At 72.3% G+C, this 14,843-nt stretch carries 12 protein-coding genes; 3 read left to right on the forward strand and 9 right to left on the reverse strand.

What is annotated here, in order from left to right; all coding sequences use genetic code 11:
- Positions 1 to 23 precede the first annotated feature (23 nt).
- From E0H26_RS23025 to E0H26_RS23040, 4 genes are all read right to left on the reverse strand, one after another.
- Positions 24 to 758, reverse strand: a complete 735-nt coding sequence (locus E0H26_RS23025; protein WP_131307199.1) for a polysaccharide deacetylase family protein — start codon at positions 756 to 758, stop codon at positions 24 to 26.
- A 67-nt stretch (positions 759 to 825) separates the two neighbouring features.
- On the reverse strand, positions 826 to 1,245 hold the full coding sequence (locus tag E0H26_RS30710) for an FAD-binding protein (RefSeq protein WP_476703379.1): 420 nt from the start codon (positions 1,243 to 1,245) through the stop codon (positions 826 to 828).
- 380 nt (positions 1,246 to 1,625) lie between these two features.
- Positions 1,626 to 2,006, reverse strand: a complete 381-nt coding sequence (locus E0H26_RS23035; RefSeq protein ID WP_131307126.1) for a YccF domain-containing protein — start codon at positions 2,004 to 2,006, stop codon at positions 1,626 to 1,628.
- Positions 2,007 to 2,068: 62 nt separating this feature from the next.
- On the reverse strand, positions 2,069 to 4,168 hold the full coding sequence (locus E0H26_RS23040) for a cellulase family glycosylhydrolase (protein ID WP_131307128.1): 2,100 nt from the start codon (positions 4,166 to 4,168) through the stop codon (positions 2,069 to 2,071).
- Between the two features lie 304 nt (positions 4,169 to 4,472).
- Here E0H26_RS23040 and E0H26_RS23045 point away from each other — a divergent pair, with 304 nt between their 5' ends.
- Positions 4,473 to 5,681, forward strand: coding sequence for an FUSC family protein (locus tag E0H26_RS23045; RefSeq protein ID WP_131307130.1), 1,209 nt, complete (start codon positions 4,473 to 4,475; stop codon positions 5,679 to 5,681).
- 14 nt (positions 5,682 to 5,695) lie between these two features.
- On the opposite strand, the gene E0H26_RS23050 is transcribed toward E0H26_RS23045, so the two are convergent.
- The 4 genes from E0H26_RS23050 to E0H26_RS23065 form a co-directional block, all read right to left on the reverse strand.
- Complete coding sequence (locus E0H26_RS23050; protein ID WP_131307132.1) at positions 5,696 to 6,229, reverse strand: DUF3558 domain-containing protein; 534 nt, start codon at positions 6,227 to 6,229, stop codon at positions 5,696 to 5,698.
- 22 nt (positions 6,230 to 6,251) lie between these two features.
- Entirely contained in the window at positions 6,252 to 6,776 is a 525-nt protein-coding gene (locus E0H26_RS23055) for a hypothetical protein (protein ID WP_240742321.1), read from the reverse strand.
- A 163-nt stretch (positions 6,777 to 6,939) separates the two neighbouring features.
- A complete protein-coding gene (locus E0H26_RS23060; RefSeq protein WP_240742322.1) occupies positions 6,940 to 9,876 on the reverse strand; it encodes an AAA family ATPase in 2,937 nt (978 codons plus the stop codon).
- Positions 9,877 to 9,942: 66 nt separating this feature from the next.
- Positions 9,943 to 10,905, reverse strand: coding sequence for an AraC family transcriptional regulator (locus tag E0H26_RS23065; RefSeq protein WP_165521965.1), 963 nt, complete (start codon positions 10,903 to 10,905; stop codon positions 9,943 to 9,945).
- Positions 10,906 to 11,234: 329 nt separating this feature from the next.
- Between E0H26_RS23065 and E0H26_RS30105 the strand changes: the two genes are divergently transcribed.
- Positions 11,235 to 11,894, forward strand: a complete 660-nt coding sequence (locus tag E0H26_RS30105) for a hypothetical protein (RefSeq protein WP_240742323.1) — start codon at positions 11,235 to 11,237, stop codon at positions 11,892 to 11,894.
- Between the two features lie 133 nt (positions 11,895 to 12,027).
- On the opposite strand, the gene E0H26_RS23075 is transcribed toward E0H26_RS30105, so the two are convergent.
- The gene (locus E0H26_RS23075) at positions 12,028 to 13,686 is read right to left on the reverse strand and encodes a hypothetical protein (RefSeq protein ID WP_131307138.1); all 1,659 of its coding nucleotides are present in this window, start codon (positions 13,684 to 13,686) and stop codon (positions 12,028 to 12,030) included.
- 299 nt (positions 13,687 to 13,985) lie between these two features.
- Between E0H26_RS23075 and E0H26_RS23080 the strand changes: the two genes are divergently transcribed.
- Positions 13,986 to 14,819: an ABC transporter ATP-binding protein gene (locus E0H26_RS23080; RefSeq protein WP_131307140.1), complete on the forward strand. Its 834-nt coding sequence runs from the start codon at positions 13,986 to 13,988 to the stop codon at positions 14,817 to 14,819.
- Positions 14,820 to 14,843: the final 24 nt, after the last annotated feature.

Raw genomic sequence — 14,843 nt, forward strand, 5'->3', positions numbered from 1 at the left:
GCGCATACCCGTCGTGGCGCGGGTCACTCCCGGCCGAGCCGGACCGTCTCCGGCCAAGCGCCCGTCCGTACGGTCGCCGGCTGGTGATCGCGCAGTGGTCCGAGCGTCAGCCTCCGTTCGGCGGCCCAGTCGATCAGCTCCGGCAGCGCGGCCAACGTCGCGCGCCACGACCCGGCGGTCGCCGCGTAGTCCGTGTCGTGCAACAGGATGGTGCCGCCGGGGCGCAGCGTGCGCAGCACCGCGCGGCAGACCGAGCCGCCGGTGGCCTGGGACGTCCAGTCCCGGCCCCAGGCGGTCCAGAGCCGTGGTTGCAGGCCCAGCCGGGCGCAGGCCAGCAGCGCCGCCGTGGTGAGCACCCCGTACGGGGGCCGGTACCAGCGCGGTGTCTCGCCGGTCAGCTCGGCGATCCGGTCCCGGGCGCGGGCGATGTCCGCGTACGTCGCCGGCGGCGTCCGGCCGAGCAGGTGGCGATGTTCCCAGCCGTGCACCGCCACCTCGTGGCCGCCGGCGGTGATCTCCCGGCCGAGGGCGGGATCCCGGTCCAGCAGCGTGCCGAGCAGGAAGAACGTCGCTCGTACGCCCGCCTGGTCGAGCCGGCGCAGGAACCGGGGCGTGGAGTGCCGGTCCGGCCCATCGTCGAAGGTCAGGGCCACGTGCCCGGGCCGGCCGATCCCGCTGAGTTCGGGCAGCAGCCGGCGGCGCAGCGGCGCAACGGCGGTCAGCGCGGGTCCGGCGTGCAGGACCAGCCCGGCGGTCATCGTGCCGGCGACCGCCCGAAGTGACTGCACAGCCTCTTTATACCGACCGGATCGCGGGTCGGCCCGACTATCCGGGCGCCCGCCCCGTTATCCGAGCGGGTGGGCGATCACGTCGGTCAGCGCCACCACCCCCGGTCGGCGGGTGTCCTGCCGCTGGAACTGCACCACCACCGGTACGCCGGAGGTGAGCACCGCACCATACGGGCGTCTGGTAGTCGACGTCGCCCAGGTTCTCCATCGCCAGGCCGGCGTCGAACAGGCCCTCGCCCAGGTCCTCCAGCTTGGTGCCGGCGGCCACTGTGGCCTGCCGTCGGTCGGCGTCGTGCGACAGCACCCCGGCGAGCCGGTCGACGCTGACCAGCCAGTCGTCGGTACGCACCAGCGGGCTCGACGAGTGGCCGGAACCGACCGGTCGCAGCGTCGTACCGGTTTCCCGGGCCCGCCGTACCAGGTCGACCACCTCGGATTCGTCGGCGGGCTCCAGCACCCCGCGAGGAGTGAACCGGAGGCTGCCGGACCAGCCCAGAGTGCCCGGCCGGTCGCCTGGTACAGCAGCAGCGGCACGGTCAGGTTGAGCATCCAGGTGGCCGTACTGGCGCAGACCGCGCCGGCCCAGAACACCCGGAACGGCCGACAACCCAGCGCGGCCACGGCGCCGGCCCAGCGGACCCGCCGTGGCGGCGTCGGCACGCCGCCACCGGGCGGCACGAGCACCGTCCCGCCGGGCGAGGGGCTGGCCTCGGCGGCGGTTCGGCTCTGCTCCGGTTCGCGGCGCACGTCGTCATCGGTACCCGATGCGCGCCGGTCAAACGTCCGACCTCGCGTGCCACCGGCCCGGCATCCCCTGCCGCCGGGCCGGGGCCCGGCCTACGGTGCGGGGACCACTTCCTGGCCGAGGGGCCAGATCGCGGCCGGCACGAGCTTGAAGTTGGCTACCCCGAACGGGATGCCGATGATGGTGAGGCAGAGGCTGACGCCGGCGACGATGTGGGACAGGGCGAGCCACCACCCGGCCAGCACGACCCAGATCACGTTGGCGATGCCGGAGGCGACACCGACGCCGGGCTTGGGGACCAGGGTGCGGCCGAAGGGCCACAGCGAGTACGACGCCAGCCGCAGCGATGCCACCCCGAACGGGATGGTGACGACGAGTACGAAGCAGATCAGAGCGGCGATGCCGTAGCCGATCGCCAGCACGAGCCCGCCGCCGAAGATGAGCCAGAGCACGTTCAGTACGAATCGGATCATGAACCAATCATGACCGGTGCGCGCCACCGACCGCCCGGGGGTGGCCGGTGGCGCGCGGCGGGTCAGCCGAGCTGGCCGGTGACGCTGCCGCCGGACTTCGTGACGCGGTAGGTCACCCGGGCACCGCTCCAGAAGTGGAAGGTGAGGGTGACCGGGGCACCGTCGCGTACCTCGCCGAAGAAGGTGTCGGTGAGCGTGATCCGGTTGCCGGTGTAGTCGGGGGCGAAGGTGACGTCGAACTCCTTGAACGGCGTCCAGTCGTGCGGGCCGGCATTGCTGCCGTCGGCGTACTTCGCCTCCATGGTGGCGAGCTGGTCGCCGCGGAACTGGGTCGGAATAGCGAAGGAGGCGGTCGACCCGGTGGCGTTGGACAGCACCGGCGGGTCGTGGCTGATCACGTCGATCCGCCACGGTACGCCGGCCGAGAACCGCGCCTGGAGGGTGGCGTTGACCCCGTACGCCCGGCTGCCGACCAGTCGGGTCAGCGCGCTCGCGGTGAGCGTCAGCTGGTTGCCGGAGACGGTGTAGTCGGTGCCCCGGACCAGTTCCGTGCTGCCCTGGCGCAGCCCGGAGAAGGTGGTGCCGTTGAGGTTCAGGGTCAGCGACTTGGCGGTGATCGAGCCGGTCCGCGGCACGTACACCTGGTCGGCGGAGGCGGTGCCGGAGCGGGTCGTCCAGCTCGACTTGATCTGGTTGATCAGTTCCGCGTCGCGCCACTGGAAGGTGGTCCGGTTGAAGTGCTGGCCGTTGTCCCACAGCTGGGTGGTGAGCTGTCGGTGCCGGGCGTAGTAGCCGAAGTACTCGAAGAACTTGAGCTTCTCGCCCTGCTGGATGGTGCCGGTGTGCCGGTCGAAGCCGAGCAGCCCGTACTCGCCGATGATCACCGGGATGCGCCGGGCGACGAAGGCGTTGTAGACCCGGTCGAAGGAGTCGACGAGGTCCTGCTGGGTGGTGGCGTCGAAGCGGGTGCCGCCGGCGACGTTCACGCTGAACGGCCAGTAGCCGTAGAAGTGCACGGTGGCGATCAGGTTGCGGTCGTTGAGCTGGTTGATCGTCGTGGTCAGCTCGTTGATCCGGGCCTGTTCGGAGGAGGTGTGCAGGGTCGGCAGGACCAGCATCCGGGTGGCGTTGTTGCCGCCGGAGGCGCGGACGATCCGGTGGAAGTTGACATTCAGCTCGTGCAGCAACTGCGCGTTCTGGGCGTCACCGGAGCTGTTGGCGAACTGCGGCTCGTTGACGCTCTCGAAGTGCAGCCTCGGTGCGGCGTCCCGGAACGCGGCGGCGAGCTGGGTCCAGAGCGCGTTGTAGCGGTTGAGCACGGTGGTCCGGTTGGTCGGCATCTCGTGGATCCACTGCCACGAGTCGTGGTGCAGGTTGATCATCACGTAGAAGCCGTCGTCCAGGGCCCAACCGACCACTTCCTTGATCCGGTTCAGCCACGCCGCATCGATGGTGTACGACGGTGCCGGTCCGTGGCGGTTGCTCCAGGTGACCGGGATCCGGATGCTGTTGAAGCCCTGGGCCCGGATCGCGTCCAGCTGCGCCGCGGTGACGCGCGGGTTGCCCCACGCGGTTTCGTCGGCGCCGACGGCGTCGAAGGTGTTGCCGAGGTTCCAGCCCGGCTGCATCGCGGCCACGTAGGCCATCGCGTCACCGGCCGGCGGCGGGGTCGTCGGTGGTGGGGTGGTCGGCGGCGGCGTGGTCGGTGGTGGGGTGGTCGGGCCGACGCTGCCGGTGCAGGTGACCCCGTTGAGCGCGAACGAGGTGGGGGCCGGGTTACTGCCGGACCATGAGCCGTTGAATCCGAACGACACCGTCTGGTTGGTGCCGAGCGCCGCGTTGTAGCCGACATTGGTGGCGGTGACGTCGTTGCCGGAGGAGGTGACGTTGGCGTTCCACGCCTGCGCCACCCGTTGACCGGCGGGGTAGGTCCAGGTCAGCCGCCAGCCGTTGAGCGGGTCGCCGAGATTGGTCAGGTCGACGTTGGCGGTGAAGCCGCCCGGCCACTGGCTCGGCGCGGAGTAGACCACGCGGCAGCCGGCCGCCGCGTGGGCGGCGCCCGCGCTGATCAGCCCGACCCCGGCCAGCAGGGCGGCGACGCTGGTGCCGACCAGGCCCAGTCGCCATCGTGTCCTTCGTAGTGTGCCGCGCAGCCCGGCCATGTCGCTCCTCGTGGGGTGATGGTGTCGACGGGTGGCTGGCCGGGTGTCGCCGGACCGCCGGCAACGTCCGGCCGGCTCGCACAATAAGTTGGGATCATGAACTTTGTCAATCGAAGCGATGCGATGTTACGGGCTTCTGTGCAGGTGAGACCGCCGCATCCGGCCCTGCCTTACTCGCCTCGACGTACGATCTGGCCCTGCCTCGGCGTACGGTTCGGCCTTGAGTCGCCCGGCCGGCTCGGTGGCCACCGCATCGGTGCGGCCGGTCGGTGTATGAGCGTGGCCGGGCGGGGTAGTCGGCCGCGTGGCGGCGGGCGAACAGAGCGGAAGGCGGGCGCGAAGCGCCGCTGGCTGGACGAGAGCCCGGATCGCGGGCGGGGTTGCCGGGCTCAGCCAGCGGGTCGGCTGGCGGGAACGGCGTCGAACCCTGGAGCTGTACGCCATCCTCGCCGTCCAGGCGGGGGTGGCCGCCGCGCTCGCCTGGACGGTGGCGCACAACCTGCTGCAACACCCGTCGCCGGTCTTCGCCCCCACCGCCGCCGTCGGCACCATCGCCGCCGCAATCGGGCGGCGCACCCGACGCACCCTGGAACTGCTGCTCGGGGTGCTGGCCGGGCTGCTGGTCGGCGACGCGCTGATCGCGGTGATCGGCACCGGCCCGTGGCAGACCGGCACCGTCGTCACCCTGGCCATCCTGCTCGCGCTCACCCTGAGTCGGGGTGGGCAGGTGGTCACCCAGGCGGGCGGTACCGCCGTGCTGATCGCCACGTTGGCACCCGTACAGCGCGGGCTGGAGGTTCCTCGGATCATCGACGCCGTGATCGGCGGGCTGACCGCCGTCCTGGTGGTCGCCGTGCTGCCGGTCAACCCGGTGCGGATCATCCAGCGGGCGGCGCGTCCGCTCTTCGCGGACCTGGTCGAATACCTGCACAATGCCGCGGACGGTATGTCCCGGGCCGACTACCCGGCCGTGGCCCGGGCCCGGGACGAACTGAACGGCCTGCACCCCCAGGTCAAGCTGCTGAACGACGCCGTCTCCGGGGCACAGGAAGCGGTCGCGATATCGCCGGCCCGCTGGCACCGGCGGGCCGAGTTCGAACACTACGAACGCGGTACGCGCTACCTCGAACTGGCCATCCGGGGCGGCCAGGAGATGTTGCGCCGGGCCACCACCGCGATCCGCGACGGCGAGCCGGTGCCGCCCGGGCTGATTGCCGCCGTGCACTACTTCGGCGACGCGCTCGCGCTGCTACAACTGGAGGCGGAGAGCGGGCACCACACCAGCCGCTCCGAACAACTGATCCTCAAGGCGGTGGACCGGGCCGCCGAGGCGTACGGCGAGGGGGTCGGCTTCTCCGGCAGCGTGGTGGTGGCCCAGGTCCGGACCGTGGCCACCGACCTGCTGCGTAGCCTCGGCTGCGAGGAAGAGGAGGCCAGCGCCGTGATCCGGAGACGCTTCGAGCAACAGCATCCTGCTGCCGGCCGGGGCGCCGCCGAGGCCGGCTCCACCTGATCGACCCGGCCGGTTCAGAGCCGCCCGGCCACCGTCCGCGCCACCTCGGTGAGCCGCTTGTCGTACTTGGCCATGTCGTCCGACCGGACCAGCCGGATGCCCACCCAGACCCCGGAAGCGTTGACGAACACCATCCCGTCCTCGAGGTACGCCTCGTCCCCGATGCCGGAGAGGGTTTCGAACTCGTGGTTGAGGTCGCGGTCGATGTCCAGGATCTTCTTCGCCCCGTCCCCGACGTGGATCTCCACCTGCGCCACCGGCCCCGAGACGGGCCCGGTGTACCAGCAGCTCTCCCCGCTTGGCACCGGATCGTTCAGCGGTGTGCCGGCCAACTTCTCGGCTTCGGGCTTCGTCACCAGCGCGCAGGCGTCGACCTGCGCCGGGGCGGGTGGCTCGGGTGCCTCGGTGGCCTCGGTCGGCGCCACGATCTCCGACGGCTGCACCGGTGGTGGTGGCGCGGCCGTGGGTTCCGTGCCGCCGCAGGCGGCGAGGACGGCGAGGGTGGTGGCCGCCCCGGCGAGTCGGGCGACGGAGGTCAGGTGCCGCATGTAGGTCTCCTTCGTCCGGGCTTCACCGTGGCAGGGCGTCGAGCAGTTGGCGTACCGCCTGCGCGTATCCGTCGGGTTGGGCGCCGAGGCGCTCGAAACTGCTCAGCGTCACGGTGAAGCTGCCGGCACCGCTGATCACCACCGCTTCGGCGCCGATGTCCTTCACCGCCAGGTAGCCCTTTTCGCCGGCACCGAGATCGGTCACCGTCTGGTAGATCTGGTCGGCCTGCTGGCGCTGGTAGGCGTAGGTCATCTCACCGGCGACCTGGGAAGCCGTGGTCACGGTGAGCAGGGCGACGCCCTTGCCGTCGCCGAAGCTGCAGTTGCCCTGGTCGACCATTGGCTGGCCGACGAATCCGGCGATCTGTTCGGCGCTGAAAGGACAGGCCGGACGGACCGCGTCCGCGGCGGCGTCGGGCAGGTCGAGATCCACGTCCGCGTCGGCGTCCGTGCCGACGCCCGGCTCCGGCGTCGCGGGCCCGTCGTTGCCGCAGCCGGTCAGTGCGAGGATGGCCGCGAGGACCATGGGCAGGATCAGTCGCCGCACCTGTCTGTTCCCTTCTTCCGCCGGGCCCGTCGCAGGCACCGGCGCCGACGCCCTGGACGGCGACAACCGGCCCGTACGCCCGGCCGGTCGTACCCCCGGCCTAGCGCCGGCCGGGACGATTCGACGCTACGGCCGCTCTTGGGCGAAGGAATCCGGCTTTTCCCTAGCCTTTGCGCTCCCGACGCCCGGAATCGGCCTCGGTGCTGGCTTGGGCCAGCACCGCATTGGGCTCTGTGCTGGCTCGGCCCAGCACCGCATTGGGCTCTGTGCTGGCTCGGCCCAGCACCGCATTGGGCTCTGTGCTGGCCTGGGCCAGCGCGGCTTTGGGCTCTGTGCTGGCTCGGCCCAGCACCGCATTGGGCTCTGTGCTGGCTCGGGCCAGCGCGGCATTCAGTTCGGCCCGGCGGGAGATGCCGAGCTTGCGGTACACGCGGGAGAGGTTCGTCTCCACCGTCTTGGGGCTGACGAACAGCTCGTCGGCAATGGCGCGGCTGGTCCGGCCGAGTGCGGCGAGCCGCGCCACGCGCTCTTCGGTCGCGGTGAGGGCCGACGGCGCGGGGGGCCGGCCGCCCAGCCGGGCCGCCTCCGCCCGGGCCCGCGCGGCGAACGCCGCCGCGCCGAGCGCGTCGAACTCGGCCGCCGCGGCCTGTAGCGCGTCCCGGGCTGGTCGCTTGCGCCGCAACCGCCGGTGCACGACGCCGGAGACCAGCAGACAGCGGGCCCGGTCCAGCGGCAGGATGTCCGGTGCCACCGCGGCGCGGGCGGCGGCGAGGTCGTCGAGGGCGGCCGAGGGGTCGATGCCGCTGGCGCTGTCCAGCAGGGCGCGACTGCGCGCCAGGCCCAGCAGCGTCCACGGCCGGGGCATGCGGCGGTGCCGCTCGGTCAGCCGATGCAGGGCGGCGCGGGCGGTGCCGAGGTCACCGGCGGCCACGCACGCCTCGATCCAGTCCGGCTCGAAGCGCTGCGCCAACGGCTCGGTCAGGCCCATCCGGTCGACCGTCGCGGCCAGCCGACCGTATCCGGCCGCCGCGTCGGCGACCCGCCCGGCGCAGAGCGCGACGAACGCGCCGAGTTGCAGGTGGATCCGCCGGCACCAGTCGTCGTCGAGTTCCTCGCCCAGCCGTACGCCCGCCTCGGCCACCCGCGCGGCGGCGTCGAGCCGGCCACGCAGGGCGTCGAGCAGCCCGGTCAGCCAGATTTCCGCGGTCAGCTCGGTGCCCAGCAACTCGCCGAGGTCGCGGGCCGCCGCGATGTGTCGCTCGGCCATCGACCAGCGCCCGGCGAGCAGTTCGGTCTCACCGAGGTGTTTGAGCAGGTCGTACTGGGAGGGTTCGTCGCCGCGCGCCGCCGCCCGGTCCAGCAGCCGGGTCAGGCGGGTCCGCGCCCGGTCGGGGTCGTCGATGGCCTTCCACCAGATCGCCGGTATCGTGCCGGCCAGCCAGGAGGGCTCTGCCCCTTCCATGCCCAGTGCCCGGTCGAGCAACTCGGTGCGGGGCGGCTCACCGGCGCGTACCTCGTTGAAGAACAGGTGCAACAGGGCCGCGGCGAGTAGCGGGCCGTCGCCGCCCGGGCCGGTGAGCAGGGCGATGGCCGCCTCGGCGTGCGTGCGCGCCGGATCCGGCAGGTCGACGAAGAGGGCCAGGTGGGCGTGGATCCGACCGGCGAGCGCGGACCCGGGCTGCGTCGCGGCCAGTGCGCGTCCGGCGGCGGCCACCGCCGTGCCGCCCGGCTCGTCGGCGCTCCACGCGACCACGGCGCGCAGCAGCAGCGCCTCGGCCCGGATGTGGCCGCTGAATCCGGCGGCCACCTGCTCGGCGGCCGCTCGTGCCCCCGGATGGTCGCCACAGTCGAACCGGCACCGGGCCGCCGCCAGCAGCCGCTCGCCGTGGGTGAGGAGGTCGTCGGACGGGGTGAGCCGCGCGGCCGCTTCGTAGAGGTTCGCCGCGGCCTCCGGTGCCCCTCGTGCGCGCTGTCGCGCCGCGGCGGCGGCGAGGGCGTCGGCGACCACCGGGTCGGCGGTGGTGGTGCAGGCAGCGAGTTGGCGAACCCGTTCGTCGGGATCGGCGACGACCTCGGCCAGCCTGCGGTGCAGCCCGCGTCGGACCCCGGGTGGGATGCCGGCCCGGACCGTCGCCGCGTACACCGGATGGGCGAACTCCACCCTGGTCGGGGTCACCACCAGCAGCCCGGCCTCCTCGGCGGCGTCGAAAGCGTGTGGCCCCACGCCGGTCGCCGCCAGGTCCCGCAGCAGGGGGACGCTGAGCAGCGCCGCCAACCGCACGGCGTCGCGGCACCCGGCCGGCAGCCCGGCGAAGACGTCACCGAGGAGCTGGTGCATGGAGGACGCGACGGGCAGGTCCTGTGCCGGTTCCGGTGGCTTGGGCAGGCGCTGTACCGCGCGGGCCACCTCGATGGCGACCAGTGGGTTGCCGCCGGAGTCCCGGGCGATGCGGGCCAACAGCGGGCGGTTGAGGGTGACGCCGATCCGTTCCCGCAGTACGTGGTGCAGCGCGTGCACGCTCAGCGGCGTCAGCGTCAGCCGGGTCAGCCGGCCGGCACCCGCGTCGAGCCCGAGCGGGGCCGGCCGTACCGCCGGCCCGGTGGCGCTGCGGCTGCTGACCAGTGTGGCCAGTCGCGGGCCGACCCGGCGCAGGGCGAACCGCAGGGCGCGTTCGCTCGGCCGGTCGAGCCACGGTGCGTCGTCCACGGCCACCAGCACGGTCCGGCCCGAGGCGAGCGCGGCCTCCAGGAGCGACCGGGTGGCCGCGCCGATCACGCGCTCGTCGATCGTCTCGTCACTGTCGCGGGTGACCAGCACCATCTCGGCCGCGACGCGCTGCGGACGCGGCAGGTCCGCCGCCAGGTCCGCCAGTGGGCGCAGCAGGTCGGCCAGGGCGGCGAAGGGTAGGTCGGCCTCGCATTCGGTCGGTGCGCAGGCCAGCACCGACCAGCCGGCCCGCGCGGCCTCGGCGACCAACGCCCGCAGCAGTGCGGTCTTGCCGATGCCGGCGGGGCCCTCCAGCAGCACCGCCCCGGGCTCGCTCAGCGAGCGCCAGGCCTGGTCGAATACCTCGTCCCGGCCGACGAGCGCACCCCGCATGGGGCCGATTCTGGCATCGCCGGTCACCGGTGACCATCCTGCGGACGCCCGACGCGCCGGGGGCCGTCAGGCGTGCAGCGTCCGGCTGGGAAGAATGCCGTATGCGGCGTGGTAGCGCGCGGTGAATCGGCTGTGGCTGACGAATCCCCACCGGGAGGCGATGGCCGAGACAGTGTCCTGACGCGGGTCGGCCCGCAGCAGGTCGCGGTGGACACGATCGAGCCGGACCTGGCGTAGGTGTGCCATTGGGGTGGTGTCGAGATGACGGCGGAACGCCATTTGCAGCGCTCGTAGGGAAACCCGGGCTGCGGCGGCGATGTCGGCGGCCACGATGTCGCGGTCGGCGTACTCCTCGATGAAGTCCGTGGCGCGGCGCAGCGTCGCGGTCGTCGCGTCGCGCCGATCGGCCGCGGTCGGCCCGGCGGCGGCGGTGTTGGGGAACACCGCGAGGGCTGAGGCCGCCAGCATCCGGGCGGCGTTGGCGATCACCAGCGGCTGTCGGTAGGCGTGCGGGTTGGCCAGTACGACCCGATCGAGGTAGCTCGTGGTGTGCCGCCACAGCCGGGCCAGCGCCGACGAGACAGGTGCCAGCCCAGTGAACCTGACGGCGTCGATCCGCTTCGGCGAGGTGCCGCTGGCCACCTTGGTGAGTACCGACAGGTCGAGCAGACAGGAAGTGATCTTGCCTGGCCGCCAGCGTATCGAGTACGGCAGCCCGGGCATGGCGGCGAGGAAGACGTCCCCGGGGCCGAACCGGCCGCGTGTTCCGGCGCAGTCACGGTCGATGCGACCGCTGACGACGTGGCTGACCACCAGGGCGTCGATGGGGCCGACGTCGATGTCGAGTTGGCTGGACTGCGCCATCGTGTCCAGGCAGAACGGTCCGGCGTCGATGCGGTCGTGACGTAATCGGTAGGCCCGCGCGGCGCGGATCGTCATCTGGGTGCCGTAGGCGTTGGTCAGAAACTGCTGGATGGTGTCCGGGTTCTGACTGTCGAAACGGTGAGCGGTCGGCCCCTGCGTCTTCAATGCGTCTCCATCGACATGGACGGAGTCGTGTGTGATGTCTCCTCGCGCGCCGGCCGGCGTCCGAGCGGGACATGCCGGGTTCGGCGTCCGGCAGATCTCCGGGATTCCCGTCGATGCTATCCACATAGGAGGGGAATCCCGTGATGTTTGGCGGCAAATGCGTCGCGTGGGCGGGATGTCAGTCGTTGCCGACGGTAGAAGCTTCGTTTTCGGGCTAGCCGGACCGGACCCGTGCGTACTTCGGGCTAGCTGTTGACCGAGGGTGGCCATGATCATGCAAAGGGTGTTGACCGAGAGGTAGCTGATCGACCGTACGGATGAAGGGGTGGATGTTGGTGATCAAGGATCCGACTGACATCGTCCGGCTGGCGACGGCCGAGGCGCTCCGGCGGATCGCCGGGGAGGTGCTGCTCACCGACATCTTGGGAACGCGGCTGACAGCCGCCGGTGACGGTCTTCGGGAGGTGCTGCGGACCGCCCTCGTGGCACAGCGGGTGGCGATGCCGTCGCGGCTCATCGCACTGTGCCGAGAGATGGACGTCGGGCCCGATGCGTTCGACCTGCTGGGCCACCATCTCCTCGGAGCCCTGGTCGACTACCGGCCGGGCCCGGACGCGTTGGTCCGGGTCGGCGGAGCGCTCGGACTCGCGCGTCGGACACTGTTCGACCCGTCGTCGTTGGCGCCCGACGGCTCACCGCCGATCCGCGCCCATGTCGCCCGGCGCAACAGTGCGACGGCGCGGTACCGCACGGTGAAACCGCCGGAGCATCTGCCGTCGCCACCGGGTTGGACCTGCACCGGCTGTGGTCGGGAGTGGCCGTGCGCGGTCAAACAGAGTCAACTGTTGGTCGAGTTCGGTGGCGCCCGGGCCGCGCTGGCGGTCTACCTGGGCTCCTGCCTGCTCGCCGCCGCGCGGGACCTGCCCGGTCTGCAGTTGGAGCGGGCTCGCAACCGGTTCCTCGGCTGGTTGCCGCGCCGACCGTTCTGAGCCTGGCGGCGGGCCGGTGACCTGTCGCGACGGTCGACCGCGCCGCACACGCTGCGGCGCCGGGAACGGCGAAAGCCGGCCGCCCCGCGCTCCACAGTGGGGCGCGGGGCGGCCGGGTCGATCCCAGTGGTGGTCAGTGCGGCGTCGGCTGGGGTGCCCGCTCGCTGCCGGCCTCGTCCTCCTGGCCCGGCGGAGGGCCGGCGAACCAGTCGATGCCCCGCGGCCCACCGGCGGCGAGCGCCGCCTCCGCCCGAGCCACCGGATCACGCGGCAGCCCCGCGGCGGTTTCGGCCTGCGGCTGGTCGGCCCGCTCTCCGTCGACGCCGTCGGCATCGTCGGTCGGTTCGCTGCCGTTCTGCCCACCTGGGCTCATCGTCGGCGCGCTCCCGTTGGTGGCCGGGGCGCCGTTACCGGCGGGCGGCGTCGCGGCGAGGACCGTCGGCGACTCCACGCCGGGCCGACCCGGCGGGCGTTCCACGGACCGGGCGCCGACCATCGGATACTCGGCGGTCTCGCCGCCACCGGCCGCGGCGGCCATCACCGCAGCAGCGGCCAGGTCGGCGACCCGCTTGGCCTCCCGTTGCACCCGGGCCCGGGTCTCCTTGGCGTGCCGCTCGGCCGCCTCGACGCCCCGCCGCACCTCGTCCAGCCGCTGGCTCTCCGCCGCGAGCTCCCGAACGGTTTCCTCCAGCTGTTGCCGAATCCGGGTCAGCTCGGCGTCCGTGGCCTCCTGGTCCCGCCGCGTCTCGTCGAGCTGCTGGCTCGCGGTGTCCAGCTCCTGCCGCACCTGAGCCAGCGCGTCCTGCTGCTCGCCGATCTCCAGCTGGACGGCGTGCAGTTGCTCCTCGGCCGCCGCGGCCTGCTCGTCGCTGTGCTTGCGCACCTCGGCGGCCTGCTCGTCGGCCCGCTTGCGGATCTCCGCGGAGTACTGCTGCGCGTCCGCGATCATCGAACTGACCCGCTGCTCCGCCGCGCTGCGCTGAGCCGCCAACTCCCGCTCGGCCGCCGCCCGCTGCTCGGCCAGGTCCTCCTCGGCCGTGGCCCGCCGCTCCGCCAACTCCTCCTCGACGGTGGTACGCCACTGCGCCAGCTCCTGCTGGCTCTTCGAGCGGGCCGCCTGGATCTCCTGGTGGATCTGGGTACGCGCGGAGGTGGTCAGTGCCTCTGCCGCCGACCTGGCCTGCTCGACCTGCTGTCGGCACTGTTCCCCGATGCGCTGGGCCTCCTGCTGGGCCCGCTCGTGCGCGGCCTCGCCCTCGGCGCGCAGCTTGTCGGCCCGCTCCCGGGTCTCCGCCAACTCCGCCTCGGCCGTGGTCCTGAGTTCTTCGTACTTCTTGTCGTGCTCGGCCCGCCGGCCGGCCAGCTCCTCCTCAAGATCCGCCAGCGACTTGACCGTCCGCTCCCGCGCGTTGGCGAGGGTCTTGTCCGCCTCCGCCTGAAGTTTGGTGGCGAGTTGGGTGGCGTCCTCGATCATCTTCGCGCCCTGTTTCTCGGCCAGCTCCAGCATCTCGCCGATGATCGGGCCCACATCCCGGACGGTGGCCTTGTCCAGCTGCGGCGGGCGCTGCCGCAGCTCGGCCATCTCGACCTGGATCGACTGCATCTTGCTGGTCAGTTCCCGGGCGTGCGCGACGGCTCGGTCCCGCTCGGCCGCGATCGCCGCGAGCCGACCGTCCAACTGCTCCACAAAGCGGTCGACCTGCTTTTTCTCGTACCCGCGCAGGGTGACCTCGAAGTTCGGCCGCGAGGCCAGGTCGTCGCGGACTGCGAACGGCTCCTCGCCGATGGACATGCCTCATCCTCCGTACGATCGCGGGTCGGCACACCGGCGACCCGGCGGCGATGACGCGCAACGCTACCGCTGCCCGTACCGGTCTGTCGTCCCACCCCGGTACGTTTTCGGGTTGCCCAAAGTGCGGTGTCGGCGGTGCCCGCATGACGAGATGCCGAGATGGCGGCGCTCCGGCGTCCGGCGGTGGCGGTCGGTCGCGCGTACCGCGGGCATCGAGGGCCGTCGACGAGAAGATCGCCGGGGGTACGTGACGAGGGCCCGCGTCTTGACACAAAGTTAGGTTAGGTTAGCCTAACCATATGTCGAGCGGACTGGCGTCGGACGACGCTGAGCAGCGCCTACGTGGCGTCGACCTCTGCCTGGGGTATCACGGTGTGGCAGTGGTTCACGAAGCGTCGATCACCCTCCGTGCCGGTGCGGTGACTGCGCTCGTCGGGCCCAACGGCAGCGGCAAGTCCACCCTGCTGCGGGCGCTGGCCCGGCTGCATCCCGTCGACAGCGGCACCGTGCTCTGCGCCGACGGCACCGCCGCGACCGGCCTGCCGGCCAAGGAGTTCGCCCGCCGGGTCACCCTGCTCGCCCAGAGTCGCCCCGTCCCCAGCGGAATCACCGTCCGGGATGTGGTCGGCTACGGCCGCCACCCGTACCGGGGCCGCTGGCGCACCGACGACCCCGACGGCCCGGCCGCCGTCGCCCGCGCGATGGCGGTCACCGGGGTCACCACGATGGCCGACCGTCCGGTCGACGAACTCTCCGGCGGCGAGCTGCAACGGGTCTGGCTGGCCACCTGCCTGGCCCAGGACACCCCGGTGCTCCTGCTCGACGAACCCACCACCTTCCTCGACCTGCGCTATCAGGTCGAGATCCTCGACCTGATGCGCGACCTCGCCGACGACCACGGTGTCGCCGTCGGCGTGGTGCTGCACGACCTCAACCAGGCCGCCGCGGTGGCCGACGAGGTGGTGCTGTTGCACGGTGGCCGGATCCGCGCCACCGGCACCCCGGCCGAGGTCTTCACCGAGCAGGACCTGACCGAGACCTACGGCATCCGCATCGAGGTCCACACCGATCCGACCAGCGGCCTGGTGACCACCCGCCCGGTGGGCCGGCACCTCACCCGCATCCCGGTCTGAACCCGGACCATCCGCAAACCGCAC

The sequence above is a fragment of the Micromonospora zingiberis genome, from assembly GCF_004331455.1.
GTDB classification, from domain to species: Bacteria; Actinomycetota; Actinomycetes; order Mycobacteriales; family Micromonosporaceae; genus Micromonospora; species Micromonospora zingiberis.